15 protein-coding genes are annotated in these 13,395 nt (G+C 30.0%); 2 read left to right on the top strand and 13 right to left on the bottom strand.

Features of this window, described 5'->3' with window-relative positions:
- Window positions 1-68: 68 nt before the first annotated feature.
- Window positions 69-1,250: a dicarboxylate/amino acid:cation symporter gene (locus tag AB8B23_RS03750; protein ID WP_369713496.1), complete on the top strand. Its 1,182-nt coding sequence runs from the start codon at window positions 69-71 to the stop codon at window positions 1,248-1,250.
- 450 nt (window positions 1,251-1,700) lie between these two features.
- Window positions 1,701-2,897, top strand: a complete 1,197-nt coding sequence (locus AB8B23_RS03745; RefSeq protein ID WP_369713495.1) for an META domain-containing protein — start codon at window positions 1,701-1,703, stop codon at window positions 2,895-2,897.
- Between the two features lie 108 nt (window positions 2,898-3,005).
- Here the strand turns inward: AB8B23_RS03745 and tgt are convergent, their stop codons facing one another.
- The 13 genes from tgt to lpxD form a co-directional block, all read right to left on the bottom strand.
- A complete protein-coding gene (gene tgt, locus AB8B23_RS03740) occupies window positions 3,006-4,187 on the bottom strand; it encodes a tRNA guanosine(34) transglycosylase Tgt (RefSeq protein ID WP_369713494.1) in 1,182 nt (393 codons plus the stop codon).
- Between the two features lie 29 nt (window positions 4,188-4,216).
- Window positions 4,217-4,978 (bottom strand): TatD family hydrolase, encoded by a 762-nt coding sequence (locus tag AB8B23_RS03735; protein ID WP_369713493.1) that lies wholly within the window; start codon window positions 4,976-4,978, stop codon window positions 4,217-4,219.
- 71 nt (window positions 4,979-5,049) lie between these two features.
- Window positions 5,050-5,652: a hypothetical protein gene (locus AB8B23_RS03730; RefSeq protein WP_369713492.1), complete on the bottom strand. Its 603-nt coding sequence runs from the start codon at window positions 5,650-5,652 to the stop codon at window positions 5,050-5,052.
- A 29-nt stretch (window positions 5,653-5,681) separates the two neighbouring features.
- The gene (locus AB8B23_RS03725; RefSeq protein WP_369713491.1) at window positions 5,682-6,371 is read right to left on the bottom strand and encodes a hypothetical protein; all 690 of its coding nucleotides are present in this window, start codon (window positions 6,369-6,371) and stop codon (window positions 5,682-5,684) included.
- 139 nt (window positions 6,372-6,510) lie between these two features.
- The gene (locus AB8B23_RS03720; RefSeq protein WP_369713490.1) at window positions 6,511-6,945 is read right to left on the bottom strand and encodes a lysozyme inhibitor LprI family protein; all 435 of its coding nucleotides are present in this window, start codon (window positions 6,943-6,945) and stop codon (window positions 6,511-6,513) included.
- A gap of 62 nt (window positions 6,946-7,007) precedes the next feature.
- Window positions 7,008-7,550, bottom strand: coding sequence for a DUF6892 domain-containing protein (locus AB8B23_RS03715; RefSeq protein ID WP_369713489.1), 543 nt, complete (start codon window positions 7,548-7,550; stop codon window positions 7,008-7,010).
- A gap of 177 nt (window positions 7,551-7,727) precedes the next feature.
- Window positions 7,728-8,207, bottom strand: coding sequence for an S-ribosylhomocysteine lyase (locus AB8B23_RS03710; protein WP_026748649.1), 480 nt, complete (start codon window positions 8,205-8,207; stop codon window positions 7,728-7,730).
- A gap of 58 nt (window positions 8,208-8,265) precedes the next feature.
- Window positions 8,266-9,192, bottom strand: coding sequence for a D-alanine--D-alanine ligase (locus AB8B23_RS03705; RefSeq protein ID WP_369713488.1), 927 nt, complete (start codon window positions 9,190-9,192; stop codon window positions 8,266-8,268).
- Window positions 9,193-9,446: 254 nt separating this feature from the next.
- Window positions 9,447-10,385, bottom strand: coding sequence for an Hsp33 family molecular chaperone HslO (locus tag AB8B23_RS03700; protein ID WP_369713487.1), 939 nt, complete (start codon window positions 10,383-10,385; stop codon window positions 9,447-9,449).
- 228 nt (window positions 10,386-10,613) lie between these two features.
- Window positions 10,614-11,201: a GNAT family N-acetyltransferase gene (locus AB8B23_RS03695; protein WP_369713486.1), complete on the bottom strand. Its 588-nt coding sequence runs from the start codon at window positions 11,199-11,201 to the stop codon at window positions 10,614-10,616.
- Window positions 11,198-11,365, bottom strand: coding sequence for a hypothetical protein (locus AB8B23_RS03690; RefSeq protein ID WP_015769980.1), 168 nt, complete (start codon window positions 11,363-11,365; stop codon window positions 11,198-11,200). The genes AB8B23_RS03695 and AB8B23_RS03690 overlap by 4 nt, the downstream gene beginning before the upstream one ends.
- A gap of 180 nt (window positions 11,366-11,545) precedes the next feature.
- Window positions 11,546-12,190, bottom strand: a complete 645-nt coding sequence (locus AB8B23_RS03685) for a hypothetical protein (RefSeq protein WP_021743907.1) — start codon at window positions 12,188-12,190, stop codon at window positions 11,546-11,548.
- A 129-nt stretch (window positions 12,191-12,319) separates the two neighbouring features.
- Window positions 12,320-13,321, bottom strand: a complete 1,002-nt coding sequence (lpxD, locus tag AB8B23_RS03680) for a UDP-3-O-(3-hydroxymyristoyl)glucosamine N-acyltransferase (RefSeq protein ID WP_369713485.1) — start codon at window positions 13,319-13,321, stop codon at window positions 12,320-12,322.
- Window positions 13,322-13,395 lie beyond the last annotated feature (74 nt).

Raw genomic sequence — 13,395 nt, 5'->3', positions numbered from 1 at the left:
ATAATATTGAGGTTGGGTTGTGGGATTTATTTTAGTTATACAAAAAATACATAAGGAGAGAAAAATTTATGAAAAAAATCGGTCTTGTGCCACGTTTAATTATCGCAATAACGCTTGGTATAGTACTGGGATTAGTTTTACCAAGTCCTGTTATTAGGATTTTTGTGACTTTTTCGTCGCTATTTAGCAAGTATTTATCTTTTGTTATTCCGTTTATGATAATCGGATTTGTTGTGACAGGAATTTCAGATTTACGTCAAGGAGCAGGAAAATTGCTGGGAATTACTACATTGATAGCTTATGTTTCCACAATTGTGGCAGGAAGTTTATCTTATCTTATGGCAACTAATATTTTTCCAAAAATTCTTCATTTTGCCTCTTTTGCAGCAATAGAACACCCTGAGAAAAATCTTTTAACAGCTTATTTCGAGATTCCTCTTGCACCAATGTTTGATGTAACTTCAGCAATCATTTTTGCCTTTATAATGGGGCTTTCAATAAGCTGGCTTAGAAATAATGGTGAAGGACAAACTACCTACAACCTTTTTCGTGAGTTTTCAAAAATAATTACAAAGTTACTGAGCACATCGGTTATTCCTCTACTTCCAGTCTACATTTTTGGAACATTTATGAACATGACTTACAGTGGACAGATGTTTACGACACTTTCTATTTTCCTAAAAGTATTTGTCTGTGTGATAATTCTTCACATTTTATATATTTCAGCTTTATTTGTATTTGCTGGAGGAATTTCAGGAAAAAATCCGCTTACCTGTATGAAAAATCAAATTCCAGGTTATTTTACAGCACTTGGTACACAATCTTCAGTAGCCACAATCCCAATAAATTTGGAATGTGCAAAACGAAACGGAACATCGCCTGAAATACGTGAATTTGTAGTGCCATTATGTGCCACAATCCATTTAGCAGGAAGTATCATTACAATAACAAGCTGTGTTGTTACAGTTCTTATGATGAACAATATGGCTTACGATGTAACAAAAGTTTTCCCATTTATCCTAGTTCTAGGAGTCGCAATGGTAGCCGCACCTGGAGCACCTGGAGGAGCAATAATGTCAGCACTTCCATTTCTAGGAATGGTTGGAATCGCTTCAAATAGTCCACTAGCTTCACTGCTAATCGCACTTTATATAACGCAGGACAGCTTTGGAACAGCAGCAAATGTATCTGGGGATAATGCAATAGCTATTATTGTTGACTGGATTTATCATAAATTTATAAAAAAATAAAAATTATATGATTGAAAAAATGAAAAATTTGTGTTATAATTAATCTATAAAAAGCAATGGTATATATTCCATTTTGAGGTAAAAAATAGCGGGAAAAGTATCTTCTTCTTAGTTGAAGGAGGTATTTTTTTATGTTATAATATTTTGGGGTTCGCTACCCCCAACCTCGAAATGGAGGGAGGTGAATTGTAATGATAAATGGTGATATTGTCGTTTTTGTTATTATGGTTGTGATTTTATACCTAATCTTTAGCAAATAGATGACAAATTGCCATTTTATGCCTCCGAAAATCTGCAGGAAATTATAACCTGCAGGTTTTTTTTAAATTGTACAATTAATAAAAATAAAAAATAAATAATTTTAAAAATTCTCATAATTCTTTAATGATAATATGATAGTATTAAATTAACAAAGGAAAAGAGAAAAAATAATGAAAAGAGGTTTTTAAAATGAAAAAAAGATTTTTTTTAGTTGGAATTTTTACAATGCTTCTTTTGTGCTGTGATTTTTTGAATGCGGCTGTGAAAAAAAGAGACGCTGTTAGCACTAATTTGAATGGAACTTCATGGAAATTGACAGAAATCAGGAAAAATGGACGGAATTCCCGTATTTCAGAAAAAGCAAATGTTACAATTAATTTCTTAAAATATAATATCAACGGATTTGGAGGAACTAACGGATATTCAGGAAGTTATAAATTAAACAGGAATTCCACTCTTTCTGCTACAGTAACTTCAACTTTAACAGGAGGTGCTCAAGATCTAATGAATCTTGAACAAGATTTCTTTGATATTCTGCAATCCAACCCTGTGATTAAATACAACAAGGATACTTTAACTTTAACTAACAAGCGAGAGATTTGGACTTTTAAAAATCCTGATACGGTTAATCAAAATGACAAGGATTCACTTCCTCTTTCAAATTTAAATGAAACTTCATGGAAATTAACTCAAATTAAGAAAAATAGATGGAATTCTTATATTTCAGAAAATACAAATGTTACTATTAATTTTTCAAAAAATAAGATTAATGGATTTGGTGGAATTAATGGATATTCAGGAAATTATAAAATTAACAGAGATTCTACTCTTTCTGCCACAATAACTTCAACTCTGATTGGAGGTTCTCTAGATTTAATGAATCTCGAACAGGATTTCTTTGATATTCTGCAATCCAACCCTGTGATTAAATACAACAAGGATACTTTAACTTTAACTAACAAGGCTGGCGATATTTGGACTTTTAAAAAGTCAAATACAGTTAATCAGAATGACAAGGATTCACTTTCTCTTTTAAATTTGAAAAAAAAATTATTGAATACTAGCTGGAAACTTATTGATATTTCTGACACAAAAATGAGAAAGATATTGACAACAAATGAAATAAGAATTACTCTTAATTTTTCAGAAGACAGATTACATGGCGATTCAGGAGTAAACAACTATTTTTCAAATTACATAATGGCATCAGATAATATTATGGTTGGACCTATCGGCTCTACAAAAATGGCAGGACCAGATAACTTTATGAGACTTGAAAGTCAGTATTTGAATATTTTGAAAAATTCAAAAAAGATTAAATTAGATAATAATCGTTTGATTTTTATGACAGATGATGGAAAAACATTGACATTTAAAGAAATGTAGTATTTTATGTTTGTGCTATTTACTTTTAACTTATATTTTTTATCTGGAATAAAAAAATATTTGTTATGAAATAAATAGCACTTTTTTATTGCATTTTATTTTCTAATTTTATATCGATTTTGGCTTTATCCATTCACTTTCTTTCCCCATGGCATAGTTTTTCAGCACTTCTTCCTTATATTCCTTAAATTTTCCATCAATAATTGCCTCACGTGCATTATCCATAAGTTTTAGCAAAAAATGCAAATTATGATATGTTGCAAGCCTTTGTCCCAAAATTTCTCCAGCTTTGAATAAATGTCTTATATATGCTCTTGTGTAATTTTTACAGGCATAACAGTCACAACCTTCATCAAGTGGTCTGTCGTCTCTTGAATAAATCGCATTTTTTATAACAAGACGTCCATACTTTGTAAATACAGTACCGTGTCTACCAATTCTTGTAGGCTGAACGCAATCCATCATATCAATTCCGTGTTCCACAGCTTCAAGCATATCCACAGGCTCTCCCACTCCCATTAAATAACGTGGTTTATTTTCAGGCAGTTTTGGCGTGCTATATTTTAAAATTCTATACATATCCTCACGTGGCTCTCCTACCGCAAGTCCTCCTAAAGCATACCCAGCAAATCCATAGTCATACTCATACAGCTCTTCAAAACTTTTATCCCGTAAATCCTCATAAATTCCACCCTGTACAATTGCAAAAAGCCCCTGTCTATCCTTATTTCTATTTGCTTCGATACAACGCTTAGCCCATCTCGTAGTTCTTTCAATGGATGGTATCAAATATTCACGTGTTGACAGTCCTGGCGGGCATTCATCCAGCACCATCATAATATCGCTTCCTAGATTATTTTGAATCGAAATAGATTTTTCAGGCGATAAAAAATGTTTTGATCCATCTAAATGCGAACGAAAATGAACCCCTTCCTCTTTTATCTTTCTCAAATCTCCAAGACTAAATACTTGAAATCCGCCACTATCAGTAAGTAGTGGCTTATCCCATCTCATAAATTTATGAAGACCGCCAAAATCATTTACCAGCTCATCTCCAGGACGTAAATACAAATGATATGTATTTCCTAAAATAATTTGAGAATTAATCTCTTCCAATTCCTCTCTAGTCATCGCCTTTACAGTCGCCTGTGTACCAACTGGCATAAATACTGGTGTTTTTATTTCTCCATGTGGTGTTTTTATAACTCCAGCACGTGCATTTCCATCTTTTTTTTCTAATTTATATTCTATTGGATTTTTAAAATCTTTATTTTCTTTTTCAATACACATTTTATCTCCTATTTTATTTCTAAATTCCATTATATTCCATAAATTTTCTTAGCATTTTCAGTAGTTACTTTAATAACTTCCTCTACCGAAATTTCCTTAATTCTAGCAACTTCTTCCGCTACATATTTTGTATAAATCGGCTCATTTCTTTTCCCTCGAAAAGGCACAGGTGTCAAATACGGACAATCTGTTTCCAGAACAATTTTTTCCAAAGGCAATTCCTTCACAAGCTCCTTCGTCTTTTTATTATTTTTAAACGTCAAAGTACCACCAATTCCTAAATAATATCTATCTAAAAACGGTTTTGCCGCTTCCAAGGAACCTGGATAACAGTGCAAAATCCCACCAACATTTTTATAATCCTTCAAAACATCAAGTGTATCCTGCAAAGCCTCTCTTGTATGGATAACAACTGGTTTTTTTACCCTTTCTGCAAGTTCCATCTGCTTTCTAAATCCAGCAATCTGAACATCCTTCGGATCTTCCATCCAGTGATAATCCAACCCAATTTCCCCAATCGCAACAACCTTTTTCTCAGTCAAAGCCAATCTTTCCAGTTCTTTTTCCACTTCATCATTATATTTTTTTATATCAACAGGATGAACTCCAATTACTGCATTCACAAACGAATATCTATTCGCAAGTTCAATGCTTTTAAGTGAACTTTCAAAATCAAACCCAATGCTCACAATCACTTCCAGCTCATCTTCAATCCTTTTCATCACATCATCAAAATCATTTTCAAACTGTTTATCATAAATGTGCGTATGCGTATCAATTATTTTACTCATTTTAACAAGATAAAGTTATTCCAAAATTTCAGAATAACTTCATTTCCTTTCTAAATTTAATTTTTTTGATTTTACTGTTTTACAATCTTATCAAATATCCATTCATTATTTACTTTTTTCAAACTTATTGTTGCATTTTGATAAGTGAATATTTTTGTAGTCTTAACTTTTTCTATTGTAAAATCACTCATTAGTTGGAATAATGTTGAAACCCACTCAGGTTTTATATTTTTCTCTGGTGTAGTTTTTAAAATTTCTATTGGTTTCCCAGTTTTTTCTTTAAACCTCTTAGAAACTACTCTCATCATTTCATCTTCACTAAAGTTTCTACTATCTAATTCAGGAATCTTTATTTCAAGATCTAAATTAACTATGTCACTTGAAATATATTCAATTTTTTTTATGGAATATTGCGTATCATAAACAAGCTGTTTTGCCATCCCATCAGTTAACATCATTCCAAGTCTTTGACTGCTTTGTGTAGTCAATTCTGCCTCTCTAATACCCGCAGCCTTTTGTTTTTCTACAAATTTTTCAAACGCCTTTTCTATCCCTGCATTATTTTTCTCAATTTCTGACTGTTGAATTTTCACATTTGGCTTAACTTCAACTTTGTAAGTTGCTGAAAATCCAAGACTTGTTGTTAGCAAAAATAATATTAATATCTTCTTCATTTACTCATACCTCTTCTCATTTATTCAAATTATTTTCCAAAATTTTCAAACATAGAATCAAAAATATCAAAACCATCACTTTCTAATGTTTCTTCATCTTTATATTCCCATTCTTTCTGATTTTTTTCCAAAATCATTTTTCTCTTTTCCGTTTCATATTCAAATTGGTTATTATCCAATCTTTTTATCATTTCATTTTGAGATTCAGACAAAATTATTACATTTGCTTTCAATTTTTCTTCATTGGACAATTTTTGAATTTTTTCCTTATCTAATTTATAACCCAATTCTTTTGAAACTTTATCTTCGAGTTTTTTGTTAAATTCTTCAGAAAACATAATTTCAAAAATATTCGGAGATTTTTCAGTATAAGTTATTTCCACTTTGTTTTTTGAAATAAAATTAATTTTTTCAATTTTATAAATTGTTTTTTCATAAACTTTGTTATTCATCAAAACATCAGGTACATTCACTTTAAATTTTTTTTCACCTGTTTTCAAATTAGTATTTTCCGAATATTCAATACCCTTATTTTTACTTTCTATCCCATCTGAAATTTCTTTATTAAAAACTTCAATAACTTTTTCACTTTGATTTTTCATTTCCTCTTCTGATAATTTTAAACTCTTATTTTTTGTAATTTTAAAATTTTCTTTTTTTAATTCAAATGAAAAACTTAACGAAAAAACAACAAAAAATAAAATTAGAATTTTTTTCATAAAACTCCTTTTTACAAACAACCAAAATAATAAAAAAAGTAAACTCAAGAATTATATTTTTTATGTTGTATATTTTAAACACTTAATCTGAATAAAAATTTTACAAAATTTCAGTATATCTAAATTTTCTTATCCAAACTTATTTCAATTTTTCATATCTTTTAGATAACTCAATCGCTCTGCCTTTAGTCGAGTTAATCAATGATTGTGTATATTCCAAACCATAACCTGTTCCACAAAGTTTTTGTCCATTTACAATTCCACAAAATTCATCTGCCGCTCCTTTTGCAACTCTTTCTTTTCTTTTTATCCATACTCTTTCTTCATTTCTAAGTTTCTCTTGTTCTTTTTTTGACAATTTTGACATTAATAATTTATAAACTTTATTTAATTCATCATTCCATCCGTCCAAAATAACCGAAGATGCTTCTTTCATTTCAGCGTTACTTCCTCCAAAAGAATCCTCTACACTTTTCTCTTTAGTTTCCATTCTATTAATCATATCACTCGTATAACCAGCAAAACTGCTAATTACAACCATCAAACTTGCAACCAAAAGCATTACTTTTTTCATAAAAAATCTCTCCTTTTCACTTTTGAAATCAAACTTAAAAATTATAATTTTTCAATTTTATTTTACTCCACTTCAATTCCATTTTCCCTAAATTCATCCAGCAATTCCTCATCACAGCATGAAATAAAAATTACTTTTTTCAAATTTTTTAATTTCTTAAACCCTTTTACACTATATGTCTGAAATAAATAATCTTCTCCATCCCAATTTGGACAAAGAATACCATAAATTTCAAGCCCACCATCAAAACAAATTTTATCTACTTTTTCCAAGTCCTCTGCCGTCAATTTCACATTTTCAAAAAATTTTAAAATTGGCTCAACTATAACTGGATTAACAAAATTTCCTATTTCAAAAACATAATCATCATATTTTTCTTCTAATTTTTCAGTCAATTTTTCAAATTCTTCAACAAAACTTGCATTTTTCCCAAGCAAAGTTTCCAAAACAACCAGCTTAAATCTAAAATCTTCAAACATTTCACTTTTATCAACCATTTCATAGTCATCAGGATAAAATTCTCCAAAATCCTCTTCTTCAAATTCATCCATTTCCGATTTTTTCAGAAATTCTTCAATATTTTCCTCTTTTAAAATGTAAGGCATTTCTTTCTCCTCGTTCATTAATTATTAAATCGTAAATCCATTAAAATTCTTTATTTTGAGTTATTTTATTTCCATAATACTTACAATTAAATGAAATTCAATTCAAATTTAAGATGTGCCTGAAAACAATCAAAATAAAATTATTAGGAATATTTTAAGACACATCAAAATATTTACTTATTCAGGATAATTTAAATTTTCCTCTCCCAAATGTTCCAACGTTTCCTCCAAATATTTCTTAGCCTCAAAATTAGCCATTGGCAAGTTTTGATCCAAGTAATTTCCACATTCTATAGCAGTCGCTCCTGGGATTGCTCCTTTAAATTCTGCCATAAATTTGTAAAGTTCCTTCATTAAGTCAACAATGTCCTTTGATTCCAATTTTCCTTTTAGGATAAGATAAAATCCTGTTCTGCACCCCATAGGCCCAAAATATACGATTTCATCTTTCCAAGTTGGATGATTTCTCAAAAATGTTGCTCCCAAATGCTCCATTGTATGAAGTTCAGCAATGTTTATTACTGGCTCCCTGTTTGGTAATTTCATTCTTATATCAAAACTTGTCAAATAATTTCCATTAACTTCGTCTATTCTTGATACATAAATTCCTCTGTTCAATCTGATGTGATCTACTGTAAAACTTGCTATTCTTTCCATTTTTTCCACTTCCTTTTTATATTTTTATTTTCTATATTTTTTCAAATTTTTAAGTTATTTATCTTTCCACTTTTATTGAAGATTCTATTAATAAGTCCAATGTCTGTGAATAATCATAACCTTTTGAAGCTGTACTTTTTGGCAATAAGCTGGCAGATGTCATTCCTGGTGATGTGTTTACTTCCATAAAATACGGTGTTTCTTCATTTACCACCATAAAGTCTATTCTTGCAAATCCTTCACATTTTAGCCCGTAATAACTGTCTTTTGCAAATTTATTAATTTCAGCCTGCACTTTTTCAGGAAATTCAAACACATATTCATTTGCTCCGCCTTTTGCATATTTTGATTCATAGTCAAAGTAATCTCCCGCAAGAGCCTCAATTCTTAGTGTTGGAAAAACTTCCCCATCAATCACAGGTACGCTTATTTCCACACCATGCAGAACTTCCTCAATCAATGCCTCCTTATCCATTCCAAAAACAAGTTCCAGCCCTTTTTCAAGTTCTTCCTGATTTTCCACAAAACTTACTCCAATGCTTGAACCACCATTATTTGGCTTTACTACAACATGATTTCCCAATTCTTTTTTTATTGTTTCAAAGTCAACAGTTTCGCCTACACGTACACTTTTCCATTTTGCAATTCTAACTCCATATCCAGCCACAATTCTTTTTGAAAATTCCTTATCCATACAAACTGCACTTGACATCACTCCAGGCCCGCTGTAAGCCACTCCCAGACTTTGCAAGATCGCCTGTATTCTCCCGTCTTCCCCAAATACACCGTGTAAAGCGATATAAACAAAATCGAGATTCAAGTCTTTTACTTTCTCAAAAACTTCCTTTTCTGAATCAATCACAATATCAAAAACCTCATATTTATCTCTATTCAAGTTTGCTACAATTTCACTTCCTGTCTTTAAAGAAACTTCTCTTTCAGTTGAAACTCCCCCACGTATTACTCCTACTCTTAATTTTGACATTTTCTCTTCCTTTCCAGTTTTTTTTATTATAATAAATCTGCATCATAATCAAATAACTGTTTGCTTTTTATAAAAATTTAAAATTTCTAACAACTACAATGTTTTTATAAATCTAATTTTTATCATTTTTCTCCAATATTTTTACAATAAAACTTTGATATTTTAGATTAAAAACACTGTATTCAGTTTGATTTCTGCATTATTAATTCTATAATTACCTAAAACAGTATAAACATAATTCAAGAAAATCTATTTTATAAATTTTTAAAATCTTCTTTTCCAAAATCATATTTTTTACCGCAAAAATGACATTCTACCTGAATTTTGCCTTCCTCTTCCAAAATTTCATCAATTTCTTCTTTTCCAAGCGTGATTAATCCCTTGTAAAACTTCTCTTTAGTGCAATTACACTTATACTCCAGCTCTGATTTTTCCAAAATTTCAAAATCTTCCACATAAACCTTTTTATGAGCACCATCAACATCTGTCTCTTCCTCAAATACCGAAATATCCTCATAAAGCAGTTCCACAATCTGCTCAAGGCTCATTCCACCTTCCAGAAGTTCAGTAATCGTCCTAATCTGCTGTAATTTATTTTCCAGTTTATCAATAAATTCATCTTCCACACCTGGCAACAGCTGTATCAAATAACCTCCAGCCCTTTTAATTTCTCCATTTTCATCCAGTTTTACACCAAGTGCGACAACTGATTTTATCTGCTCTGACAAAAGAAAATAATGAGCAATTATATCTGCGATATCTTCTTCATTTATTTTTGTAACGCCAGAAAACGGATCACGCAGTCCCAAGTCCTTTATAACTTGCATTGTTCCATTTCCAATAAATCTCACTTGCCCAGTCTCATCTTTTATAAAATTTCCGTTTTCGTCAATTATCTGATGAAATTTATCTTCAGGATTTCCAATATAACCTTTTACTTCCCCTTTCATATTCCCAGTTGCAAGCATATTTCCATAAGGTCCATCTCCATTTACTTTAACTGTCACTAAATCCTTCTCATTTTTCAAATCTTTCCCCATCATAGCTGTCGCTGTCAATAGTTTCCCAAAAACAGTTGTCGCTATCGGATCAAGTCCATGTACTTTCTTTGCCTCTTTTACAATCTCTGTCGTATCACAGACAAAAAATCTTGCACATTTGCTTGTCCCTCTAATTATTTCTGATTTTCCCATATTTTCTAACATCCTTCTTTATTTCAAAATTATAATTATTCCTATTCAAATCTAAATTCACTTAATTTTTATCAATTCAATCTCAATTTGATTAAAATTTATTTTTAAAAATTACATTATTAGAATATCATATTCTATACAAAAAAACAAGATAATTCATTTGCAAACCCAATAGAAAACAAAAAAAAATACCACCTTCCAAATCAACAGCAGTATTTTTCATCCCAATCAATTTTGCCTATCCAATTTCATCATCATAACAATCAATCCATCTTTAGAAATAAAATTATCTATCTTCTCAAAGCCAAATTTTTTATAAAAATCTATAAGTTTCTCTGAATTTCTACATTCCAGCCAGACATATTTGGCATTTATCAATTCCTTTGCTTCCAGCAATAACTCAAAAGCAAGCGATAATAAAAAATTACCTTTTATTTGTTCACTTTCTGATAAATTAAAATTTTTCCCTAATTGTCCTAATAAATAACTGTTCACTAAGTAAAATCCGTTACCAACCTTCTGTCCACTTTGCATTAATTTCTTTTGTTTACTATTACTTAAATTTTCAAATCTTTCATTCGGTAATATTAAACTTTTATTTGCTACTGAAAAATAACCTAACAAAGTATCATTATTATTAAAAATTAAATGTGTTGTTGAAATAGAACTTTTCTCAAAAAATATTGCTTTATTATGTAAAAAATCTTCTACATTATTATTTTTTCTACTACTAAATGTATTCAAAATATTTTCTTTTACATACTCTTCTGTATCATACTTCAACAAATCATTTATCGACAATCTTGATATTTTCATCTTTTCTTATCCAATATTCTTCTAATTCTTTTTTCATCTGTTATTTTTTCAGCCTTTACACCTGTTAATTCTGGTTTTCTGTCATTCTCCAATGCCTTTATTAAGCCATCTATTTCCTTCTCAGTTTTAAACTCTGGCAATCTTAAAAAACTCGATGTAGCCATTACAATTCCTCCCTTTTTTATTTTTTACACTACAATTATACAATGAAAATATTTAAAAATCAACTTATTTTAATTTTATTTTAATAAAAAGATAAATTAAAACTTTCTGGAAATAAAAAACAACCAGACTCACTTATAAAAGTAAAAGAATGATTGCTTTATTTATTACTTTAAACTATTTTATTTATTTTGATTTCTAAGTTCTTCTGGCTTTTGTGATAATCCAGTTGATGGTCCTGTTTCTGGTAATTCTACTGCTGTTTCTTGCTCTGTTCCACCAAGTGTGTTTAAATTTGATAATGTTGTGTTTAATTTACCGAGTAAAACATCAATATTTTCTGCTGTTAAAACAATTTTTTCTCCATTTGCTGTTTTTTTAACTACAAATTTTGTAACATTTTTTGATTTTGGTTTTTCTTTTGCTTCAAGTTCCTCTTTAAATCTTTCATCAACTGTCATTGAATGAGAACCGTTTCCTGAAAAAGTTTCCTGTGTCATTTTTTTGAAAACTTGTAAAAATATTTTTTCAACATCCACATTTGTTACTTCTACTGTTACAATTGTTGTTTCACTATCTTGTTTCTCCGACTTAATAATTTTATATTCAAGATTTTTTAATAATGTTTTAAAAAGTAATTCTTGAAATTTATTGTTGTACTTAACATCTAAATTCCCCTCAAAACTATCGTCAATCACATATTTTGCTGCCTCTTTCGTTTTTTCAGCTTTTATATTGTCAATAAATTTTGAAACTGTTCTGTCAGGTCCAGATCCGCAGCTAACTATACATAAAAGCATAAGAATTCCTAAAAGTATTTTTTTCATCTATAACTCCCTTCTCTTTATTAATGATATTTTTTATTCTCTATTGTTTATTCTACATCATTTGAATTAATAAGTCAAGGAAGTTTTGAAATTTTGATAAATAGTCATAGTATATAAATTTTTTCTCTTTTATTTTTTTAGTTCTTTTTCCAATTTTTTTACTCTTTTTACAAGTTCAGGTACTTTTCCCATTGCCATTTTCACTCTCAAATCCTCCATATGTTCACGAAGTGGATAACCAGACATCTGCTTTCCATCTGATACATCGTTAGTAACTCCAGATTTTGCTGCAATTACTACATTTTTTCCAATTTTAAGGTGTCCTGCCACTCCAACTTGCCCTGCGAGAGTCGAATTATCTCCCACTTCCACACTTCCAGAAATACCAGTCTGAGCCACAATCAGACAATTTTCTCCAATTATATCATTATGAGCAATATGAACGAGATTATCAATTTTTGTACCTTTTTTTATAATTGTATCTCCAATCGCTCCTCTATCAACACAAGAATTTGCTCCAATTTCAACTTCTTCTCCCAAGACTACATGTCCAATCTGCTCAATTTTCACATTATTTCCATTAATTTTTATAAATCCAAACCCGTCAGATCCTATCACAGCTCCCGGCTGCAAAATTGTACCTCTTCCAACTTTTGTAAATTCTCTTATCGTTACATTTGAATAAATTATACAGTCATCTCCAATTTCAGTTCCTTCAAAAATCGATACATTTGGATAAATAACAACATTTTTTCCAATTTTTACATTGTGTCCAATATAAGTGTTTATTTTTGAGACATTTGCAGTTTCATCAATTTTTGCAGAATTTTCTATCTGATTTTCAAACGGCTGCAATTTAGGCTTGAAATAATTTAATAGTATCGGCATTAATTCTCTTGGATTACCTTTTACAACAATAAAGTTCTTATTTGTAGGTAAATTTGGCAAATCAGGAACAATCACAGCACCTGCATTACATTTATCCATATTTTTCAACATTTTCTCATCCGCGGCAAATGTTAATTCCTTCTCATTTGAATGAAAAAATGGAGCAAGCCTTGTAAAATTCAATCCATCACTTCCTCTGATTTCTCCATTTATCAGTTTTGCAATTTCCTTTATATTATACATTTTGGATCTCTCCTTCTTCATTTTTTATAAAATTATAGGGATGAAATTAATCACCCCTTATAATTATTTAAGTT

This window comes from Leptotrichia sp. HSP-342 (genome assembly GCF_041199995.1).
Lineage (GTDB): Bacteria > Fusobacteriota > Fusobacteriia > Fusobacteriales > Leptotrichiaceae > Leptotrichia > Leptotrichia mesophila.
Note: the sequence above shows the minus strand (reverse complement) of the source record. Positions and strands in the feature narration are given on the sequence as shown.